Source organism: Klebsiella sp. C283, from assembly GCF_048822555.1.
Taxonomy (GTDB): domain Bacteria; phylum Pseudomonadota; class Gammaproteobacteria; order Enterobacterales; family Enterobacteriaceae; genus Klebsiella; species Klebsiella quasipneumoniae.
Genome location: NZ_JBMEZS010000009.1, coordinates 204,512 through 226,198, shown reverse-complemented (window position 1 = coordinate 226,198; position 21,687 = coordinate 204,512). Strand labels below are relative to the sequence as shown.

Genomic DNA, 21,687 nt, shown 5'->3' with positions numbered 1-21,687 from the left:
CTGCTAGCCGGGGGGAGTTGATAAGGTTGACACACCGTAGTGTATGCGCGGAGTTAAACGTTTGCTTTTTTGCGGCCCCCCTGGCGCTGCGATTCGGTACAAGGAGATCGCGTTTAACTGGCAGTGGAAGGTCCACCACGCATATCAACGAACAATAAAAATTTTCAGGGGAAGTTTTCTATGTCTACGCCTTCAGCGCGTACCGGCGGTTCATTAGACGCCTGGTTTAAAATTTCGGCGCGCGGTAGCACCGTGCGTCAGGAGATTGTTGCAGGTCTTACTACCTTTCTGGCAATGGTGTACTCCGTCATCGTGGTGCCGGGCATGCTCGGAAAAGCGGGCTTCCCGCCGGCCGCGGTGTTTGTTTCTACCTGTCTGGTGGCGGGCGTTGGCTCGCTGGCGATGGGATTATGGGCAAACCTGCCGATGGCCATCGGCTGCGCTATCTCGTTGACCGCTTTCACCGCCTTCAGCCTGGTGCTGGGGCAGCACATCAGTATTCCGGTGGCGCTCGGCGCGGTATTCCTGATGGGCGTCCTGTTTACGGTGATCTCGGCAACCGGCATCCGTAGCTGGATCTTGCGCAACCTGCCGCAGGGCGTGGCCCACGGTACCGGGATCGGGATCGGTCTGTTCCTGCTGCTGATTGCCGCCAATGGCGTTGGCCTGGTGATCAAAAATCCGCTGGACGGTCTGCCGGTGGCGTTGGGGAACTTTGACAGCTTCCCGGTGGTGATGTCGCTGATTGGCCTCGCGGTGATCATCGGTCTGGAAAAAATGAAGGTACCGGGCGGTATTCTGCTGACCATTATCGGCGTGTCGATTGTCGGCCTGATTTTCGATCCTAACGTCCATTTCTCCGGGATTTTCGCCATGCCATCCCTGAGCGATGACCAGGGCAACTCGCTGATTGGCAGTCTGGATATCGTCGGCGCGCTGAATCCGGTCGTGCTGCCCAGCGTACTGGCCCTGGTGATGACGGCGGTCTTTGACGCCACCGGCACCATCCGCGCGGTGGCCGGTCAGGCGAACCTGCTGGACAAAGACGGACAGATCATCAACGGCGGTAAAGCGCTGACCACCGACTCCCTGAGCAGCGTCTTCTCTGGCTTAGTCGGGGCGGCGCCGGCGGCGGTGTATATCGAATCGGCGGCGGGTACAGCAGCCGGCGGTAAAACCGGCCTGACCGCGGTGACGGTAGGGGTCCTGTTCCTGCTGATCCTGTTCCTCTCTCCGCTCTCTTATCTGGTGCCGGCCTACGCGACCGCGCCGGCGCTGATGTACGTCGGCCTGCTGATGCTGAGCAACGTGGCGAAGATCGATTTCAATGACTTCGTTGACGCGATGGCTGGCCTGATCACCGCGGTGTTTATCGTGCTGACCTGCAACATCGTGACCGGCATCATGATCGGTTTCGCGACCCTGGTGATCGGCCGTCTGGTCTCCGGCGAGTGGCGCAAGCTGAACCTCGGCACGGTGATTATCGCTGTGGCGCTGGTGGTGTTCTACGCCGGCGGGTGGGCGATTTAAACCCTTTGTGCTCCTCACGGGCGGCTCAGGCCGCCCGTTTTATTTTTAAGCCACATCCTGTTTCCATTTGCGTTAATCTGGGTAGCGTATGATTCAAAGGCAAGACGCCTCACAGGTATAAAAGAAAACGCAGCAAACAGGGAACACATGGAAATATTCTTTACCATCCTCATCATGACCCTTGTGGTCTCACTCTCCGGGGTAGTGACGCGCGTACTGCCCTTTCAGGTTCCACTCCCACTGATGCAAATCGCCATTGGCGCGCTTCTGGCGTGGCCGACCTTTGGTTTGCATGTTGAATTTGATCCAGAGCTGTTTCTGGTCCTGTTTATCCCGCCGCTGTTGTTCGCCGACGGCTGGAAAACGCCAACTCGCGAATTCATTGAGCACGGGCGCGAGATCCTCGGCCTGGCGCTGGCGCTGGTGGTCGTAACGGTGGTCGGCATCGGCTTTCTGATTTACTGGATTGTGCCGGGCATTCCGCTGATCCCGGCGTTCGCGCTGGCGGCCGTGCTGTCGCCGACCGATGCCGTGGCGCTCTCGGGTATCGTCGGGGAAGGGCGGATACCGAAAAAAATCATGGGTATTTTGCAGGGTGAGGCGCTGATGAACGACGCCTCCGGCCTGGTCTCGCTCAAGTTTGCCGTCGCGGTGGCGATGGGCACGATGGTCTTTACCGTCGGCGGCGCCACCGTCGAGTTTCTGAAAGTGGCGATTGGCGGCGTGCTGGCCGGGTTTGTGGTGAGCTGGTCGTATGGCCGCTCGATGCGCTTCCTCAGCCGCTGGGGCGGTGACGAGCCCGCCACGCAGATCGTCCTGCTGTTCCTGCTGCCGTTTGCCTCCTATCTGATCGCCGAACATATCGGCGTCTCCGGCATTCTGGCGGCGGTGGCGGCAGGGATGACCATCACCCGTTCCGGTGTGATGCGTACCGCGCCGCTGGCGATGCGCCTGCGCGCCAACAGCACCTGGGCGATGCTGGAGTTTGTCTTTAACGGCATGGTGTTTCTGCTGTTGGGCCTGCAGCTGCCGGATATCCTCTCCAGCTCGCTGGTGGCGGCGGAAGCCGACCCCAATGTCGAGACCTGGATGCTGTTTACCGACATCATCCTGATCTATGCCGCGCTGATGCTGGTGCGTTTTGGCTGGCTGTGGTCGATGCGTAAGCTTAGCCAGCGCTTCCTGAAGAAGAAACCGATGGAGTTTGGCTCCTGGACCACGCGCGAGCTGCTGATCTCCTCCGTTGCCGGGGTGCGCGGTGCGATTACCCTCGCCGGTGTGCTCTCTATTCCGCTGCTACTGCCGGACGGGAATGTCTTTCCGGCGCGCTATGAGCTGATTTTCCTCGCTGCCGGGGTGATCCTGTTCTCGTTGTTCGTTGGGGTGATTGCGCTGCCGATCCTGCTGCGCCACATTGAATCGAGCGATAATGTGCAGCAGCGGAAAGAGGAGCGTCTGGCACGCGCGGCGACGGCGGACGTGGCGATTGTGGCGATCCAGAAGATGGAAGAGCGGCTGGCGGCGGATACTAAAGAGAATATCGATAACCAGCTGCTGACCGAAGTCAGTTCGCGGGTGATCGGTAACCTGCGCCGCCGCGCCGATGGTCGTAACGATGTGGAAACCTCGATGCTCGAAGAGAGCCTGGAGCGGCGCTTCCGCCTGGCGGCGCTGCGCTCTGAGCGCGGTGAGCTGTACCATCTGCGCGCCACCCGGCAGATCAGTAACGAGACGCTGCAGAAGCTGCTGCACGACCTCGACCTGCTGGAAGCGCTGTTGATCGAAGATCAGTGATCGTCAGACCCGGTGGCGTAGCGCCGCCGGGTGATCTCTCGTAACGCACGTGTGTCCGCGGGCAGCTGACGCCTTACCGGGCCGACAACCTCCGCGGTATCCACCCGATGCGCACCAGCCTGGCGCCGCCAGGCGTTATTCCAGCCAGAACGCTTTACTGCACGCCAGCCAGGCCTCAGCGCTGCGCGACATATACACACCTTCCCGCCAAATCATCCCCAGCTCCCAGCGCAGCTCGCTTTGCAATGGGATCCAGCAAAAGTTCTGCGGGTCGAGACGCTGGCAAATCGGCTCCGGCAGGATCGCCACGCCAATGCCGGCCTGCACCATGGCGGCGAGAAAATCCCACTGACCGCTGCGCACAGCGATCCGCGGCTTCACGTCGTGCTCGCTAAACAGGCGCATCAGCTGCTGGCTGAGGGCAAATTCCTCGTTGTAGATAACCAGCGGATGCGCCGCCAGCTCCGCCGGCGAGAGCGACGTTTTGCCTTCCCACGCCGCGGTCCTGGGCGTCAGGACGCACAGCGGGTGGTTGAATAACGGCAGGGTGGTGAGGCTGCTACCCTCTTCGATGGGCAGGGCGGTCATCGCCATATCAAGTTCGCCATTGCTGACCGCCTGCTGAACCGTCAGGCCGCCAAACTCGGCGATTTTCAGCTCGACGCCCGGGTAGCGCTGGCGGAAACGGCTGATCGGCTCCGCCATCAGCATCCCGACCATCGGCGGAATGCCAAGACGCAGCACCCCCTTATGCAGGTGATTGATATCGCTCAGCTCTGACTCCAGCTGGCTGAACTCGCCGAGGATCGCCTGGCCGCGTTCAAAAACCACGCGCCCGGTATCGGTAAGCAGCAGTTTGCGGCCGTCGCGGATCAACAGCGTGCAGTTCAGTTCATCTTCGAGATTTTTGAGCATCTTGCTGATGGTGGGCTGTGTGACAAACAGCTTTTCCGCCGCGCGAGTAAAACTCTGCTGACGAACCACTTCAACGAAATAGCGCAGCGTTCGGATATCCATAATTATTCCCTGAGACTATACCTGCGATGATTTTAATTCATTTCTGTCCGCGTCGGCGGCTCTCTATACTGCATGCCTGACTTCTTTTTTTCAGGACTATCGCTCATGGCCTTCGCGCCAGCTCGCGTGACGCCCATGGTCATGCAACGTCTTCTGGTACCCGTTCAGGTACTTATCTATGCCGGACTGTTCGTCTGCGCTGAATATTTGGTTAGCTGGCTACGCCTGCCGCTTCCGGCGAATCTGGTCGGGATGCTGATCATGCTGGCGCTGATTGTCTGCCGGGTGATTCCTTTAAACTGGGTGCGGGCCGGCGCCCGCTGGCTGCTGGCGGAAATGCTGCTGTTTTTCGTGCCGGCAGTGGTGGCGGTCGTTAACTATGTGCAGCTGCTGATGGTTGATGGTTGGCGTATTTTTCTGGTGATTGGTTTAAGTACCATGATGGTGCTGGGCGCAACCGCCTGGGTGGTTGATAAAGTGTATCGCTATGAAGTTAGCAGGATGAAACATGAGTGATTTTCAGCTGAGCGTCCTGTGCCTTCTGGTCACACTGGGGCTTTATTTTGCCAACAAGCGGCTATATCGCCGCTTCCATAAACTCCCATTGATGCCGCTGGTGTTAACCCCGATCCTGTTGGTGATGATTCTGGTATTTGGCCATATCTCCTATAAAAGCTATCTGGGAGAGACCCACTGGCTTCTGTGGCTGCTGGGCCCGGCAACGATTGCTTTCGCCGTGCCGGTATATGACAACCTGGCGATTATTAAGCGCCACTGGATGTCACTCACCGCCGGGGTGATCACCGCGTCGGTTGTTGCGGTGACCAGTTCGGTCTGGCTGGCGAGATGGTTGACGCTGCCTGATGAGATCCAGCGGAGCCTGGCTGTGCGCTCGGTAACGACGCCCTTTGCCCTTGCCGCAGCGAAGCCGCTGGGCGGCCAGCCTGATTTAGTCGCTCTGTTTGTTGTTGTCACCGGGGTATTCGGTATGGCGATAGGTGATGTACTGTTTCTGCGACTTTCTATTCGCGCAGGAATGGCGAAAGGAGCGGGGTTTGGCGCAGCATCACATGGCGCTGGTACCGCACGATCTTATGAGCTTGGCCCACAGGAGGGCGTCGTCGCCAGCCTGGTGATGATGCTTTCCGGAGTCGTGATGGTGCTGGCCGCGCCTTTGGTGCGCTGGGCACTGTTTTAAAAGTCACTCCGCGCTCATTTCAGCTATTTTTTACGGATGAACCTGGTGGCATGGTGATTAATGGAACAACTTGATTGGGGATTTATCACTATCTCTGATTGTTGCCAGGGAAAATAATCCTTAATTAGTCTTAGTTCTAATATTATTTATTGATAACCCTAGTCTGGTTTTTCTTTAATCCGCCATGATTATTCTTGATTATTTATCGATAGTTTGTAACCAAATGTTTCTATTTGAATATTGTTTTATTTACTATATTTATTTGTATGTGTTTGAATATTTTAATAATGAATATTTTGATATTATAACTCAATGATTTTATTTGCATATTTTCAATGCATATATGATGGTTATTAATGACAGACATTTATGACTTTGAATTAGCCTTTCTTCTATTGTTGAGAATACTCCTGGTTTCCGTTATCTTGTTTGCGTGAGCTTTTATTATTGAATGGATTCAAGTGGAATTAAAGCTCTTGCATTTGAACTAATGTTAAATGCAAGCCATACATTTCCCTAAGAAATATACCAGCAGTTAAGAACGTTGGTATCCAATCTCATTCGCTAATAGCTTGCCATAAACAATTGATGGATTGATTGTTATTCTGAATAAATAGGGGAATACAAATGAAAGCAAATTTCAAAACGTTAGCTAAGATTTTAGCTTTATCTTCTGGCTGCTCTTTGGTGGCAATGTCTCATGCGAATAATACTATCGACTTCACGGGGACGGTGGCCGAAACCACATGTTCCGCCAGTATTGATAATAATGCTTCATCTATTGAAATGGGGACTGTCTCTGTAGCAGATTTAACAGCGAACGTCTATAGCGCCGCGAAGAACTTCTCTTTCACACTGGCCGGTTGCCCTACGGGCGAAGGTGCTCTGACCAAAGCCCGAATTACCTTTGGTGGTGAAGCAGATAAGTTTAATAGTGATTATTTTCGAAACCAGGCTACAGGAACACCAGCAACCAATGTTGCTGTTGCTATTTTTGATGGCGCTGGCGTATTGCAAAAGAACAATACTGAAGGTTCTGATGTCGATATTTCTTCTGGGGAAGCGACCATTCCGTTTATCGTAAAAATGGCTAAGTCAGGTTCCTCTGCTCCAACTAAAGGCCCAGTGAAGACGACCGTAACCTATAACGTAACCTATTATTAATTAATCACTATATCAAGGGAAAGCAGTTTGCTTTCCCTGTTTGGACAAGGCTATGAACAGATTATTATGTTTAGTGTGTTTTTTTTTCTCTATTTCAGTTTCGCAGGCTAGCGTAGTTGTTGGCGGAACGCGCGTTATCTTTGATGGAACAAAAAAGACAACCACCGTCTCTGTTCAGAATAAAGATAATGTTACAAATATCGTCCAATCATGGTTAGCCATCGTTGATGAGACATCACCCTCGAAAGACTCCTTTATTACCACCCCGCCTCTTTTTCGCTTGAAGGCAGGAGAAAAAGGATTTGTACGCATTCTTCGTACAGGCAAACCGATGCCGGAAGATCGAGAGTCTATGTTGTGGCTCAATATTAAAGGAATTCCTGCAACGGATGACGTATCAGATAAAAATATAGTGCAATTTGCGATTAACTCAAGGATTAAACTCATTTATCGGCCTGCAGCTTTAAAAAATGCTATTCCGGAAGAATTTGCTCAAAAACTGCAATGGTCAAATGATGGCAGAGCCATTAAGGTAAAAAATGATTCTCCTCTCTATATGAATTTCTCTGAGATTTTTATTAATGGTAAAGCAGTACCCGAGGCGTGGTTTGTTGCACCCTATTCAACGATAAGAATACCGGTAGCTAATGCCTCTCCAGCTGGGAAAAAAGAAATCACATGGAGTGTGATCAATGATTATGGTATGTCGGGACCAAAATATAAGGCCATCATTCAATAGCGCTGGATGGAATGATGCATTCTCATTGAAAAGTAGCTATATCGCCATACTTTGCAGTCTTGGCGCTATCCCCTTAACGTCTTTCGCTGGGGAGTATTTTAACCCACATTTACTTGAAGTTAATGAAACTAGTGCGACAAGCGTAGATTTATCTTATATTTCTCGCGAAGCCGTACCTCCTGGTCAGTATAATCTTGATATTTATATTAACGACAAGTTTATCGCTTCTGACACTATCGTCTTTAAGCCACAAAAGGAAGGTAGTGATTCGTCTGCTGAGCCGTGTATTAGCGTTGCGCAACTAAAAGAGTGGTCAATAAAAACGCAGGATTATCCTGAGCTCACGATAGAGGGCTCCGAGTGTGCAAAACTGCCTGCAATACCAGGATGGGAAACGGCGGTTTTACTTTCACAGCAGCGAGTCGATTTTACCGTGCCGCAGGTCGCGATGCTGCGCCACTCTCAGGGCTATGTCCCCGAGAATCAATGGCAGCAGGGCATTACCGCCGGACTGCTTAACTATAATCTTTCGGGGCAAAAAAACGATCCGCGGCACGGAGGCGCATCGACATCCAGTCAGTTTCTTAGTCTGCAGCCTGGGTTGAACGTTGGGCCATGGCGTTTACGTAATTACAGCACCTTTAATCATGATAATGATGGCAACCAGTGGGACTCCGTCTATAGCTATATTTCGCGCGATATCCATGCTCTGAAAGGCCAGCTGATACTGGGGCAGACTTACACCTATCCTGGCATCTTTGACAGCCTCAGCTTCACCGGTGTGCAGATGAATGCAGACAGGGAGATGCTACCGGACAGCATGAATGGCTTTGCTCCGGTGATCAAAGGCATTGCCCGGACGACTGCAGACGTAACGGTATATCAGAATGGATACAGCATCTATAAAACCACGGTCTCTCCCGGGGCATTCGAAATAAATGATCTTTATCCAACGGGGAGTGCGGGCGATCTCTATGTTACGGTGAAAGAGTCTGATGGCGGCGAGCAGAGCTTCGTGGTGCCTTTTGCCTCGCTGGCGATTCTCCAGCGGGAAGGGCAGATAGACTATGCTTTCAGCAGCGGTAAAACTCGCTCGGCGAGCTCAGGCGGAAAGGAATACCATTTTCTGCAATCCACCCTTGCCTGGGGTGCATTGAGTAACGTTACGCTGTACGGCGGTTTTCAGCAACTTGAAGATAAATATAGCAATGCGCTGTTGGGAGCTGGGTTTAATCTGGGATCTGTTGGCGCACTCTCATTGGATGCTTCTCAGTCCTGGGCTGATATAAAAGAAAATCCAACCGCGGATAATACCACTGCCAGCGAGGGGCAGTCTTATCGCGTGCGTTTTAGTAAAGATTTTCCATTAACGGGTACCAACTTCTCCGTTGCCGGATATCGGTATTCAACCCATGGCTATTATTCTCTGCAGAATTTCATTGACCGGGCAAATGCTCATAGCGGGTGTTGTTCATTAACGGGGCGGACTAAAGATCGTTTTGACGCTTCGGCCTCCCAGATTTTCTCCGGGTTCGGTTCTCTCGCCCTCTCGCTGGTCAGTGAATCTTATTGGGATAATTCACGTATGGAGTCGCTGGGGGTGAGCTATAGCAATACCCTGGGTCGCATTTCTTACTTCATTAACTACTCCTACAGCCGAAATGTGCAGAGCACAGGCCAGAACAGCGATAGCTCTCCGACCAGCGATAATATGATATCGCTTACGATGAGCATGCCTTTTGGCGCGGATATATCGGCTAACTACAACCTGAACAGCAGCCGGACGGGCGACACGACCCATAGCCTGGGGTTGAGCGGTTCTGCGTTTGCGGACCGTTCTCTGAACTGGAACGTGCAGGAAGGCTACAACGCCAGCGATAAAAGTACCTCTGGAAACGTCAATCTGAACTATCAGGGTTCCCGGGGCGAAGTCGCCGCCGGATACGGGTATGACAGCTATAGCTCGCACTACAATTACTCGCTTCGCGGCGGGATGGTTGCCCATTCTGGCGGGGTAACCCTTTCTCGCTATCTGGGCGAGAGCGTGGCGCTGGTCGAAGCGCCGGGCGTCAGCGATGTGGCAGTTCGGGGGCAGACGAATATTACGACCGATGCTTTTGGATACGCCGTTGTGCCTTTTGTACGCCCCTACCATGAAAACAATCTCTCTCTTGATGAGCAGCAGGTCTCTGGTGCGGAAATTGATAACATTGTCAGAAAGGTAGTCCCGACGCGAAATGCGATTGTTAAAGTCAAATATGATACCTGGATCGGCTATAAGGCCATGGTCACCATCAACTACAAAAATAAAGCGGTGCCTTTTGGCGCCGTGGTGACGCTTGAGGATGAAAATCTGAATGATAAAGAGCGTCGTAGTTCGATTGTCGGCGATGCCGGGCAAGTCTATATTACCGGGTTACCCAAAAAAGGCCGGCTATTTGTGAAGTGGGGTGATACGCAAAATAGCCAGTGTTATCTCAATTATGATTTTTCATCTGATCAGTCAGTGGATGATATCGTTTTTTATGCAGAGAATTGCCGATGATGAATATCAGGATAAAGGCTTTAATTCATAATCTCAGGATAGCGGCGATGAAGAGGGGGAATGGCCGGCTATCCATAAAACCAAGTTTATTGCTTATTATTAGCATTGGGGTTTTATTCATTTTCGCAAGACCTGCCTGGCCCTTTAACGCCAATAGTGTAGTTAATTTTAATGTCAGCGGTAAGATTGAAGAGCCCGTATGTGAAGTGTCGGTAAAGCCCTCCAGTACTATCGATCTGGGAACGGTTTCCCTTCAACGTCTGACCGGTAAACCAGGCGCGAGTAGTGATGCCACGGCCGTTGCCATTGCCTTTGAGCATTGCTCAACGGGGATGACCTCGGTGACGATAACATTTAACGGTAATTCATATAGTAGTACCTATCCCAGTATTTATCAGGATGAGCTTATTTATGGTGCCAAGAACGTAGGGTTACAGCTGCTAAGTGCGGTGGATCAGAAAAGCCTGGGGCCAAATGATACTTATACCTATGCCCTCCCTGAGGGCGCTGAACGCGTTTTTAATATGATTGCCAGAATGTACACCCCTGACGGGAAAGTAACAGCGGGAAAGGTGGCTTTTACCGTTACTTTCAACGTGACCTACAAATAATAGTGCGCATAAAAACATATAAATGGAGTTAGTATGAAACGGTTTTTTTTACTGCTGCTGTGGCTGTCTCCAGTTTGTGGCTGGGCCTGCAGCAACTATATAAATGGCGGGGATGTCACCATTGCCAACCTGCCGCCAAGAATATTGCTGAGTGCGAATAACTATACGGCTGGGACCATTCTCTATGACTCCGGGAAAATCACCGGGCCGCAAACTTCGATGAATAATTGTAATGGTGGTATTTACGCACAGTTTAAATGGGCTTCCTCAATGGTGGGTTCTCACACCAGCGATCATATCTATACGACTTCAGTCCCGGGGATCGGTATCAGAATAAAAGTGTGGCTTAATGTCACAGGGCAAATGGAGGGTTACAATACCCAAATCAAACCTGACTATAGCGAACATTATATAGGAGATGCGAATTTTCTATTGGGGCAGGGGAGCTTGTTTTATTTTTATAACCACTCTCACTACAACCCTGTCTATCAATTGCAATTGATAGCCACTGGCGGCGCTATCGCCAGCGGTAGTGCTCTGACCTTGGGTAACCCAACCTCAACGGTGTCCATCAAAGATGGCGATGGCACGATGGCAGCTTCCAGTTTGCGCGTCACTGGTTCCACGCAAATCCAGCTGGTGCCGATGGGGTGCGATGTTGACGTGACAAGTCTGCTATTTCAGATGGGCAACGTCAGCGCCTCTGAATTTAATAAGGCGACAAAAGTCGGTTCTGCACAACAAAATCTGACGCTGACTTGCGAACCAGGAACGAACGTCACACTGAAGGTCTCGGCCTCTTTAGCTCAAGGAGATAATCCAGACAATAGCGTGATATCCCTGGGATGGGCTCCTGATGCGGCAACAGGTGTCGGCGTGCAATTAAATCTTAATGGGAAGGCATTACCCTTGAATACGGATCTCACATTGTTTTCATCCAGCAGAACGACAGTTTTGAATTCGGGTGCAGAGGCCAGTTACCGCGTATTCAGCAATCCGGACAACCCGGGAGGGGCTTCAGGTACAGAGAGACTTTCCTTTACGACTAACTATTATAAAACCGGTTCCGAGGTGAAGGCTGGGCAGGCGAACGCCAACGGAACCCTGAACTTTACCTACAATTAACCTAAATGCCGCGGGTTGCTTCCCCGGCCAGCAGGCCGGGGAAGCGAGCTTAATGCGCCTGACCTTTCTCGATACCAATCCCGGTTTGTGAACGAATGAACTGGGCGCGGAACTGCTCGCGCTCGCGCATTCCTTCCGGTGAGTTATCGGTCGCGGAGAAGAGCCAGATACCGATGAACGCGATAGCGATGGAGAACAGCGCCGGGTATTCATACGGGAACAGCGCTTTCTCATGACCGAGGATCTGCACCCAAATGGTCGGGCCGAGGATCATCAGAATCACCGCCGTCAGCAGACCCAGCCAGCCGCCGATCATCGCCCCGCGGGTGGTCAGCTTCGACCAGTACATCGACAGCAGAATGATCGGGAAATTACAGCTGGCGGCAATAGAGAACGCCAGGCCGACCATGAAAGCGATATTCTGATTTTCGAACAGGATGCCCAGCAGAATGGCCACCACGCCGAGGATCAGCACCGTAATTTTGGAGACCTTCAGCTCCTGACGCTCGGTCGCCCCTTTACGGAAGACGTTGGCGTACAGGTCGTGCGACACCGCCGAGGCGCCCGCCAGCGTCAAGCCAGCGACCACCGCCAGAATGGTGGCGAAGGCGACCGCGGAGATAAAGCCGAGGAACAGGTTGCCGCCCACCGCATCCGCCAGATGCACCGCCGCCATATTATTGCCGCCGATAAGCTGCCCGGCCGCGTCTTTGAACACTGGGTTCGCGCCGACCAGCATGATGGCGCCGAAGCCGATGATAAAGGTCAGAATATAGAAGTAGCCCATAAAACCGGTGGCGTAGAACACGCTTTTACGCGCTTCTTTGGCGTCGCTCACGGTAAAGAAACGCATCAGGATATGCGGCAGGCCGGCGGTACCAAACATCAGACCGAGGCCAAGGGAGAGCGCGGATATCGGATCTTTCACCAGCCCGCCTGGGCTCATAATCGCCGCGCCTTTCGGGTGGACGGCCATCGCTTCGGTAAACAGATTATTGAAGCTGAAGCCGACGTGCTTCATCACCATAAAGGCCATAAAGCTGGCGCCGAACAGCAGCAGAACCGCTTTGATAATCTGCACCCAGGTGGTCGCCAGCATGCCGCCGAACAGGACATAGAGCACCATCAGGACGCCCACCAGCACCACCGCAACGTGATAGTTAAGGCCGAACAGCAGCTGGATCAGCTTGCCGGCGCCGACCATTTGGGCGATCAGATAGAGGGCCACCACCACCAGCGAGCCGCAGGCGGAGAGGGTGCGGATCGGTCCCTGTTTGAGACGATAGGACGCCACGTCGGCAAAGGTGTAGCGGCCAAGGTTGCGCAGACGTTCGGCAATCAGAAACAGGATAATCGGCCAGCCGACAAGGAAGCCCAGCGAGTAGATCAGACCGTCGTAACCGGAGGTATACACCAGCGCGGAGATACCAAGGAACGACGCTGCCGACATAAAGTCGCCGGCAATCGCCAGCCCGTTCTGGAAACCGGTGATATTGCCGCCGGCGGTGTAGTAATCGCTGCGCGAACGCACCCGTTTTGACGCCCAGTAAGTGATGTACAGGGTCAGGGCGACGAAAATCAGGAACATGACAATCGCCTGCCAGTTGGTCGGCTGGCGCTGTACCGCGCCGGTAATGGCGTCTGCGGCCTGAACGCCGAGGGGCAGCAGCGTGGCGGCGAGCGCCGTCAGGACTCTCTTGATCATGCTTTTACCTCGTTGAGAACGCTCTTGGTCAAACGGTCGAATTCACCGTTGGCCCGCCAGACATAAATACCGGTGAGAACAAACGAAATGACGATCACCCCGATGCCCAGCGGGATCCCGCGGGTGACGCTGGTCCCGGCGTGCAGCGGCGTGCCGAGCCAGCCTGGCGCGAAGGCGATAAGCAGAATAAAGCCCACATAGATCACTAACATAATCACTGACAGAATGGCGGCAAACCGTTGCCGTGATGCCACCAGCTCCCTGAAATGCGCACTATTTTCTATCCGCTGACAAAGTTGTTCATTCATCTTAGCGTCTCCAGAGGTCTCCCTTTCGTCATCCACGCAGCGGACGCTGGCGACAGCAACCCCTCCGGCGTTAAAGGCCGGGATACGGTTCGCTGACGGCGTTCCTGCGAGTGAAATCCTGGGGGAGGGACTTATTTTTATCCTCTCCCCGGTGGGGGAGAGGGTGTAGGGAATCGGTCCTTATTTAAGAAGGCATGGTAATGGCCTGCTTCTCTTCGAGCAGTTTTTCCACTACGCCAGGATCGGCGAGAGTCGAGGTATCGCCGAGGTTGCTGGTGTCGCCCGCGGCGATCTTGCGCAGAATGCGGCGCATGATTTTGCCCGAGCGGGTTTTTGGCAACGAATCGGTCCAGTGCAGAACATCCGGCGTCGCCAGCGGGCCAATCTCTTTACGCACCCAGTTACGCACTTCCGCATACAGCTCCGGCGTCGGTTCTTCACCGTGATTGAGCGTCACGTAGGCGTAGATAGCCTGGCCCTTGATGTTGTGCGGAATACCGACCACTGCCGCTTCGGCGATTTTCGGGTGCGACACCAGCGCCGATTCGATCTCGGCAGTACCCAGACGGTGGCCGGAGACGTTCAGAACGTCATCCACGCGGCCGGTGATCCAGTAATAGCCATCTTCATCTCGGCGCGCGCCGTCGCCGCTAAAGTACATATTTTTGAAGGTGGAGAAGTAGGTTTGCTCAAAGCGCTCATGATCCCCGAACAGGGTACGCGCCTGGCCGGGCCAGGAGTCGGCGATGGCAAGATTGCCCTCGGTGGCGCCATCCAGCGGCAGCCCTTCGTTATCCACCAGCACCGGCTGAACGCCGAAGAACGGGCGGGTAGCGGAGCCAGCCTTCAGCTCAATCGCCCCCGGCAGCGGGGTGATCATAAAGCCGCCGGTTTCGGTCTGCCACCAGGTGTCCATCACCGGGCACTTCTCGTTACCGATCTTCTTCCAGTACCACTCCCAGGCTTCCGGGTTAATGGGTTCGCCGACCGAGCCGAGAATGCGCAGTGAGGAGCGGTCCGTGCCTTCGATAGCCTTGTCGCCTTCCGCCATCAGGGCACGGATCGCCGTCGGAGCGGTATACAGAATGCTGACCTTATGCTTATCGACGACCTGGCACATACGCGCCGGGGTTGGCCAGTTCGGCACCCCTTCGAACATCAGAGTGGTGGCGCCGCAGGCCAGCGGGCCGTACAGCAGATAGCTGTGGCCGGTGACCCAGCCGACATCGGCGGTGCACCAGTAAATATCGCCCGGGTGGTAATCGAAAACGTATTTAAAGGTGGTGGCCGCGTAGACCAGATAGCCGCCGGTGGTGTGCAACACCCCTTTCGGTTTACCGGTGGAGCCAGAGGTATAGAGGATGAACAGCGGATCTTCGGCGTTCATCTCGACGGGGCGGTGTTCGGCGCTGGCGTTCGCCATCAGATCGCTCCACCACAGATCGCGGCCTTCCTGCCAGTCGATTTTACCGCCGGTACGTTTCAGGACCACGACGTGTTCAATGCTGTTGACGTTCGGGTTTTTCAGCGCGTCATCGACGTTTTTCTTCAGCGGGATGGCGCGACCGGCGCGCAGCCCTTCATCCGCGGTGATCACCAGGCGCGAGCTGGAGTCGATAATGCGTCCGGCCACCGCCTCCGGCGAGAAGCCACCGAAAATCACCGAGTGGATGGCGCCGATGCGGGCGCAGGCCAGCATCGCCACCGCGGCTTCCGGCACCATCGGCATATAGATGGCGACCACGTCGCCTTTTTTAATCCCGAGGCCGAGCAGCACATTGGCGAAGCGGCAGACGTCCGCATGCAGTTCACGGTAGGTGATGTGCTTGCTCTGGCTGGCGTCGTCGCCTTCCCAGATGATGGCGGTTTGATCGCCGCGCTCGGCGAGATGGCGGTCGAGGCAGTTGGCGGCGAGGTTCAGGGTGCCGTCTTCATACCATTTGATGGAAATGTTACCCGGCGCAAAGGAGGTATTCTTCACGCGGGTGTAGGGGCGCATCCAGTCAAGGATTTTGCCCTGCTCGCCCCAGAATGTATCAGGGTCGGTTATGGATTGTTGATACTGCGCCTTGTACTGATCCGGGTTAATCAGGCAACGTTCCGCAATGTTAGCGGGAATAGGGTGTTTGTGTATTTGGCTCATGGCTTTTTTTCTCCTTTGAACTTGTTAAATATATGTCAAACAAACGTTAATAGTAGGGGTTTTGGCAGCTTTGTTTGTTAATTGGGGGGCAGATCACGCAATGATTCAACTGAGTGAAATTTCGTCAAATGAAACTTTGAAGTGAAATAATTGCGTAAATGAATTTATAGAAACGGAAGATGTGAAATATTTTTTATTACAAATACTTATGCATTGTAACTGGGGAAAATTCGTGACTTTATGCAGAAAACCAGAAGAAAGCCCTATTCTTAAAGGCTTGCGCAGCATGCCGTGCAAATGATACTGATATTGCGCGTTAAATAACCCCACAAAGCAACGCAACACAATTCATACCCCCTGCAGTGGGTACCATGACGAAAAGGAATGGTGCCTTTCATTGAGGAAGTCTGTAGTGAAGAAAACAAAAAAAGTCAGTCTGGCCTGGCAAATTTTGCTAGCCCTGGTGCTGGGTATCCTTTTGGGCAGTTATCTGCATTACCACGCCGAAAGTCGCGATTGGTTGATTAGCAATTTGCTGACGCCGGCGGGCGATATCTTTATCCATCTGATTAAAATGATCGTGGTCCCGATTGTTATTTCGACCCTGGTGGTCGGGATTGCCGGCGTGGGCGATGCCAAACAGTTAGGCCGGATCGGCACCAAAACCATTATCTATTTCGAAGTGATCACCACGGTGGCGATCGTGCTGGGTATCACCCTGGCCAACGTCTTCCAGCCGGGAACGGGCATTGATATGTCGCAGCTGGCGGCGGTTGATATTTCGAAATACCAGAACACCACCGCTGAGGTGCAGAGCCATGCGCATGGCCTGATGGGCACCATCCTGTCGCTGGTGCCGACCAACATCGTGGCGTCGATGGCGAAAGGCGATATGCTGCCGATTATTTTCTTCTCGGTGCTGTTTGGTCTGGGGCTCTCCTCGCTGCCGGCGACGCACCGTGAGCCGCTGGTGACGGTCTTCCGCTCCATCTCCGAAACCATGTTCAAAGTCACCCATATGGTGATGCGCTATGCGCCGATCGGGGTGTTCGCCCTGATTTCAGTGACCGTCGCCACCTTTGGTTTCGCCTCGCTGTGGCCGCTGGCCAAGCTGGTGCTGCTGGTTTACTTCGCGATCCTGTTTTTCGCGCTGGTAGTGCTGGGGATTGTCGCCCGCTTGTGCGGCCTGAGCATCTGGATCCTGATCCGCATCCTGAAAGATGAGCTGATTCTGGCTTACTCCACCGCCAGCTCCGAGAGCGTGCTGCCGCGTATTATCGAGAAAATGGAAGCCTATGGCGCGCCGGCGTCAATCACCAGCTTCGTGGTGCCGACCGGCTACTCCTTTAACCTTGATGGCTCAACGCTGTATCAGAGCATCGCGGCGATCTTTATCGCCCAGCTGTACGGCATCGACCTCTCCATCTGGCAGGAGATCACCCTGGTACTGACCCTGATGGTGACCTCGAAAGGGATCGCCGGCGTGCCGGGCGTCTCTTTTGTGGTGCTGCTGGCCACCCTGGGCAGCGTCGGGATCCCGCTGGAGGGCCTCGCCTTTATCGCCGGCGTCGACCGTATCCTCGACATGGCGCGTACCGCGCTGAACGTGGTGGGCAATGCGCTGGCGGTGCTGGTTATCGCCAAGTGGGAGCATAAGTTCGACCGCAAAAAAGCGCTGGCGTATGAACGCGAAGTGCTGGGCAAGTTTGATAAAACCGCGCAATAAAACACAAAGCCCGGCGCGAGCGCCGGGCTTTTTCTTATCCTTTACTGATCCTGTCAAACTCTTCGCAGCCGGTATCAAACCCCTCCAGGCAACTGACGTTAAGCCAGTGCAGCGCCTTCTGCTTATTCGGTTCGATAAAGCCTTTCTCTCCCTGCTGGAACATCATCCCGGCCCAGTATTCGGCATAGCCGGTCCGCGAGAGCGCCGAGCTGCCTTTAAAGTAGGCGCTCGCTTTCCCATCATCTTCCGGACCGTGCACGCCGCTGGCGTAGATCAGCCCCAGCAGCATCTGGGCGTCTACCGCCGCATCGCTTTCGCTGTCCCGGGCGGCATCCTGCAGAAGCGTGATGGCGTGCGCCACGTCGGTGGGGCCAGCCTGACGGTTCACCAGCACCCGCGCGAGGACGATCTCCCCGGATTTACTGCCGGCCTCGACGGCTTTTTCCGCCAGCTGGCGGGCCTGCGGATAGTCCGCCTGCTGCGGATTGCGAATTTTTAGCTGCGCCAGCAGGGCCAGCGCGTCGCCATCGCCCTGCGCCGCTGCTTTCTGTGCCCAGAATTCGGCTTTCTGATAATCGCCGGAGCTAACCCAGGTATCCGCAAGGTAATATTGCGCGCGTCGATCGCCGGCTTCCGCCTGCTGTTGATACCGGCTACCCGGTTCGGTGGCCACCGCTGCGCCGCTGGTAATGACCAGTAAAAATAAAAAGAGGTATTTCATTTGTATTTATTATCAGCAAGGAACATAGCGCGCAGTATAAAGGGAGGTGAAAAAGAAGAAAATGACAGGGATCGGTAGGTAGAGCGGATTCTCTCTACCTACCGCAGGTATGCGGACACGGCGCCGCTTGTAAGCCGGGTGGCGGCTGCGCCTGACCCGGCCTACGCATCGCGCGAGCCGGATCAGGCCGCCGAACCTTAACCCATCGCGCTTTCGCGCAGGCGGGATTTCAGCTTGTTGTACTCGTCGATCACGTACTGTTCCGCCGCGCGCTGATCGGCAATCCGCTCAACGTTGACCGCGCAGTACTTGTACTCCGGCGTTTTGGTTATCGGGCTCAGGTTCTCCGACACCAGCTCGTTACAGGCGCCAATCCACCACTGGTAGGTCATATACACCGCGCCTTTGTTCGGCCGGTCGCTGACCTGCGCGCGGGTGATGATCCGACCCTTGCGCGAATTCACCCACACCAGCGCTTCATCCTCAATGCCTAACCGTTCGGCGTCGGCGGTGTTGATCTGCGCATAGCCAGGCTCATCCGCCAGCGCCGCCAGCGCCGCACAGTTGCCGGTCATCGAACGGCACGAGTAGTGGCCGACTTCGCGCACCGTCGACAGCACCATCGGGTACTCGTCGGTGAGTTTGTCAATCGGCGCGACCCAGTCGCAGGTGAAGAACTGCGCCAGCCCGTTCGGGGTATCGAACTTCTCTTTAAACAGATACGACGTCCCCTGATCGGCGTCGGACTCATCGCGGCACGGCCACATGACGTAGCCAAGCTCACCCATTTTCTCGTAGGTGGCGCCGTAGAAGTCCGGGCACAGATGCCGCAACTCGTCCCAGATCTCCTGGGTGTTGTTGTAGTGCATCGGATAACCCATCCGGGTGGCGATTTCGCTGATGATCTGCCAGTCGGTTTTCAGATCCCACTTCGGCTCTACCGCTTTAAAGAAGCGCTGGAAGCCGCGGTCCGCTGCGGTATACACGCCTTCGTGCTCGCCCCACGAGGTGGACGGCAGGATGACGTCGGCCGCGGAGGCGGTTTTGGTCATGAAAATGTCCTGGACGATAACCAGCTCCAGATCGTCGAACGCTTTGCGCACCGCCGAGAGTTCGGCATCGGTCTGCAGCGGATCTTCACCCATAATGTACGCCGCCCGCACTTCGCCGTGCGCCGCGCGGTGCGGCAGCTCGCTGATGCGATAGCCGGTATGTGCCGGCAGGCTGTCGACGCCCCAGGCTTTGGCGAACTTCTCGCGGTTTTCCGGGAACTTAACGTACTGATAGCCCGGATAAGTATCCGGCAGCGCCCCCATATCGCAGGCGCCCTGGACGTTGTTCTGGCCGCGCACCGGGTTGACGCCGACGCTCGGTTTGCCGAGGTTGCCGGTGAGGATCGCCAGGCTGGTCAGGGAACGCACGGTCTCCACGCCCTGGTAGAACTGGGTCACGCCCATGCCCCACAGAATGGCGGCGGATTTGGCGCTGGCGTACATCCGGGCGCAGGCGCGGATCTCCTGGGCGCTGACCCCGGTGATCTCCTCCACCGACTCCGGCGTATAGCCTTCAACGATTTTGCGATACTCCTCGAAGCCTTCGGAACGGCTGGCGACGAAGGATTTATCGTACAGATCCTCTTCAATAATCACGTGGCCAATGGCGTTGAGCAGCGCGATATTCGAGCCGTTCTTCAGCGCAATGTGCATATCGGCGATGCGCGCGGTTTCAATTTTGCGCGGGTCGCAGACGATAATTTTCGCCCCGTTGCGTTTAGCGTTAATGACGTGATTCGCCACGATAGGGTGGGAATCCGCCGGGTTGTAACCGAAGATAAACACCAGATCGGTGTTATCAATCTCCGTGATGGCATTACTCATGGCGCCATTACCGACCGACTGGTGCAGACCTGCAACCGAAGGGCCGTGTCAGACGCGAGCGCAGCAGTCGACGTTATTGGTACCAATAACGGCGCGCGCGAATTTTTGCATCACATAGTTGGTTTCATTACCGGTACCGCGGGAGGAGCCGGTGGTTTGGATCGCATCCGGGCCATATTTGGCTTTAATGGCGCTGAGGCGAGTGGCGACGTAATCCAGCGCCTCATCCCAGGAGACAGCTTCCAGCTTGCCGCCACGTTGACGACGGATCATGGGGGTTTTCAGGCGCGGCGTCAGGATCTGGGTATCGTTAATAAAGTCCCAGCCATAATAGCCCTTCAGGCACAGGGTTCCCTGGTTGGTTTTCCCCTGCGCCGCTTCAGCCCGAACGATTTTGCCGTTATCGACCACCAGGTTGATTTTGCAACCTGATGCGCAATACGGGCAAACCGTGACGACTTTTTTCATCGGTCTTGCTCCAGTTATTCAATGGGCGCGTTTGCGCTATCGCGCCGTCACTATGCATCTTCTATGCCATATTTTCATTGTGGGTATTCCTTGATGATACGCGGCTTTTTTGGGCGAAATGCTGACGAAAAACAGCCTGTCGACAGATTTGACGTGTCGATACCCTGGAGATGTGACGGCGCTTGAAAAAATGTCACCGGAAGAGGAATTTGTCGGCGCAGCCTTGCAGAATCGATCAGACTGACACTAACTCCCCGCGGGCAGAGGCAAAGATGAAACCGGTCATTTTAGTGGTTGATGACGACATAGCGATGGGCGAGCTGCTCAGCGATGTGCTCGGCGCGCACGCGTTTGAGGTGCTGGTCTGCCAGACCGGCGGCGACGCGCTGGCGACGGTGGCGCAGCGGGCGGACATCGCGCTGGTTTTGCTGGATATGATCCTGCCGGATACCCATGGCCTGCAGGTGCTCCAGCAGCTGCAGCGCACGCGGCCTGAGCTGCCGGTGGTGATGCTCTCCGGCCTGGGCAGCGAGTCCGATGTGGTGGTGGGCCTGGAGATGGGCGCCGATGATTACATCGCCAAACCGTTCAGTTCGCGGGTGGTGGTCGCCCGGGTGAAGGCGGTGCTGCGGCGCAGCGGGGCGCTGGCCAGCGAGGCGCCGGGCGGCGTCGCCGGCCTGACGTTCAACGGCTGGCGGCTGGATACCACCCGCTGTGAGCTGTATAACCCACAGCAGCAGGCGATCCCGCTGACCCAGGGAGAATACGGTTTGCTGCTGGCGCTGGCGCAGAACGCCCGCCGGGTGCTGAACCGTGAACAGCTGCTGGCGCTAACCCATACCGAAAGCACCGAGGTGTTCGATCGCACCATCGATGTGCTGATCATGCGCCTGCGGCGCAAAATCGAGCTGAACCCGCATCAGCCGACGCTGATTAAAACGCTGCGCGGCCTGGGCTATGTCTTTTCCGCCGACGTGACCCACAGCGAGAAGGCGGCGTAGGGCGGGAAGCTGTCT

The 21,687-nt window shown here is 54.9% G+C and carries 17 protein-coding genes and 1 pseudogene; 12 read left to right on the top strand and 6 right to left on the bottom strand.

Annotation, left to right across the window (positions count from 1 at the left end):
* Positions 1–180 precede the first annotated feature (180 nt).
* Both ACOI7Z_RS19080 and ACOI7Z_RS19075 read left to right on the top strand, forming a co-directional pair.
* A complete protein-coding gene (locus ACOI7Z_RS19080) occupies positions 181–1,530 on the top strand; it encodes an NCS2 family permease (RefSeq protein WP_004206333.1) in 1,350 nt (449 codons plus the stop codon).
* Positions 1,531–1,677: 147 nt separating this feature from the next.
* Positions 1,678–3,324, top strand: coding sequence for a Na+/H+ antiporter (locus ACOI7Z_RS19075; protein WP_004206334.1), 1,647 nt, complete (start codon positions 1,678–1,680; stop codon positions 3,322–3,324).
* A gap of 135 nt (positions 3,325–3,459) precedes the next feature.
* On the opposite strand, the gene ACOI7Z_RS19070 is transcribed toward ACOI7Z_RS19075, so the two are convergent.
* Positions 3,460–4,341 carry a LysR family transcriptional regulator gene (locus ACOI7Z_RS19070; RefSeq protein ID WP_017900105.1) on the bottom strand — a complete coding sequence of 294 codons (882 nt, stop codon included), beginning with the start codon at positions 4,339–4,341 and terminating at the stop codon, positions 3,460–3,462.
* Between the two features lie 105 nt (positions 4,342–4,446).
* On the opposite strand from ACOI7Z_RS19070, the gene ACOI7Z_RS19065 reads away from it, so the two are divergent.
* The 7 genes from ACOI7Z_RS19065 to ACOI7Z_RS19035 all read left to right on the top strand — a co-directional run bounded on the left by ACOI7Z_RS19065 (position 4,447) and on the right by ACOI7Z_RS19035 (position 11,723).
* Entirely contained in the window at positions 4,447–4,857 is a 411-nt protein-coding gene (locus ACOI7Z_RS19065; RefSeq protein WP_017900104.1) for a CidA/LrgA family protein, read from the top strand.
* Positions 4,850–5,539 (top strand): LrgB family protein, encoded by a 690-nt coding sequence (locus tag ACOI7Z_RS19060; RefSeq protein ID WP_087848890.1) that lies wholly within the window; start codon positions 4,850–4,852, stop codon positions 5,537–5,539. Before ACOI7Z_RS19065 ends, ACOI7Z_RS19060 begins: the two co-directional genes overlap by 8 nt.
* A gap of 627 nt (positions 5,540–6,166) precedes the next feature.
* Positions 6,167–6,703 carry a fimbrial protein gene (locus tag ACOI7Z_RS19055; protein WP_017900102.1) on the top strand — a complete coding sequence of 179 codons (537 nt, stop codon included), beginning with the start codon at positions 6,167–6,169 and terminating at the stop codon, positions 6,701–6,703.
* A 52-nt stretch (positions 6,704–6,755) separates the two neighbouring features.
* Positions 6,756–7,442, top strand: a complete 687-nt coding sequence (locus ACOI7Z_RS19050; protein WP_087848889.1) for a fimbrial assembly chaperone — start codon at positions 6,756–6,758, stop codon at positions 7,440–7,442.
* Entirely contained in the window at positions 7,396–9,987 is a 2,592-nt protein-coding gene (locus ACOI7Z_RS19045; protein ID WP_087848888.1) for a fimbria/pilus outer membrane usher protein, read from the top strand. Before ACOI7Z_RS19050 ends, ACOI7Z_RS19045 begins: the two co-directional genes overlap by 47 nt.
* Complete coding sequence (locus tag ACOI7Z_RS19040) at positions 9,984–10,598, top strand: fimbrial protein (protein WP_087848887.1); 615 nt, start codon at positions 9,984–9,986, stop codon at positions 10,596–10,598. The genes ACOI7Z_RS19045 and ACOI7Z_RS19040 overlap by 4 nt, the downstream gene beginning before the upstream one ends.
* A gap of 33 nt (positions 10,599–10,631) precedes the next feature.
* Positions 10,632–11,723 (top strand): type 1 fimbrial protein, encoded by a 1,092-nt coding sequence (locus ACOI7Z_RS19035; RefSeq protein WP_087848886.1) that lies wholly within the window; start codon positions 10,632–10,634, stop codon positions 11,721–11,723.
* 49 nt (positions 11,724–11,772) lie between these two features.
* Here ACOI7Z_RS19035 and actP read toward each other — a convergent pair whose 3' ends face one another.
* From actP to acs, 3 genes are all read right to left on the bottom strand, one after another.
* On the bottom strand, positions 11,773–13,425 hold the full coding sequence (gene actP / locus ACOI7Z_RS19030) for a cation/acetate symporter ActP (RefSeq protein WP_025999225.1): 1,653 nt from the start codon (positions 13,423–13,425) through the stop codon (positions 11,773–11,775).
* On the bottom strand, positions 13,425–13,736 hold the full coding sequence (locus ACOI7Z_RS19025; protein ID WP_004206350.1) for a DUF485 domain-containing protein: 312 nt from the start codon (positions 13,734–13,736) through the stop codon (positions 13,425–13,427). The genes actP and ACOI7Z_RS19025 overlap by 1 nt, the downstream gene beginning before the upstream one ends.
* A 184-nt stretch (positions 13,737–13,920) precedes the next feature.
* A complete protein-coding gene (acs, locus tag ACOI7Z_RS19020; RefSeq protein WP_004206352.1) occupies positions 13,921–15,879 on the bottom strand; it encodes an acetate--CoA ligase in 1,959 nt (652 codons plus the stop codon).
* A 100-nt stretch (positions 15,880–15,979) separates the two neighbouring features.
* Here acs and ACOI7Z_RS19015 point away from each other — a divergent pair.
* Both ACOI7Z_RS19015 and gltP read left to right on the top strand, forming a co-directional pair.
* Positions 15,980–16,180, top strand: a pseudogene (locus tag ACOI7Z_RS19015) (hypothetical protein).
* Between the two features lie 111 nt (positions 16,181–16,291).
* Positions 16,292–17,605 carry a glutamate/aspartate:proton symporter GltP gene (gene gltP, locus ACOI7Z_RS19010; protein ID WP_087848885.1) on the top strand — a complete coding sequence of 438 codons (1,314 nt, stop codon included), beginning with the start codon at positions 16,292–16,294 and terminating at the stop codon, positions 17,603–17,605.
* Positions 17,606–17,639: 34 nt separating this feature from the next.
* On the opposite strand, the gene ACOI7Z_RS19005 is transcribed toward gltP, so the two are convergent.
* Entirely contained in the window at positions 17,640–18,326 is a 687-nt protein-coding gene (locus ACOI7Z_RS19005) for a tetratricopeptide repeat protein (protein ID WP_023291654.1), read from the bottom strand.
* 197 nt (positions 18,327–18,523) lie between these two features.
* Positions 18,524–20,671, bottom strand: coding sequence for a formate dehydrogenase subunit alpha (fdhF, locus tag ACOI7Z_RS19000; RefSeq protein WP_077598907.1), 2,148 nt, complete (start codon positions 20,669–20,671; stop codon positions 18,524–18,526).
* A 272-nt stretch (positions 20,672–20,943) separates the two neighbouring features.
* On the opposite strand from fdhF, the gene ACOI7Z_RS18995 reads away from it, so the two are divergent.
* A complete protein-coding gene (locus ACOI7Z_RS18995) occupies positions 20,944–21,672 on the top strand; it encodes a response regulator (RefSeq protein ID WP_044525150.1) in 729 nt (242 codons plus the stop codon).
* The last annotated feature ends 15 nt before the right edge of the window (positions 21,673–21,687 follow it).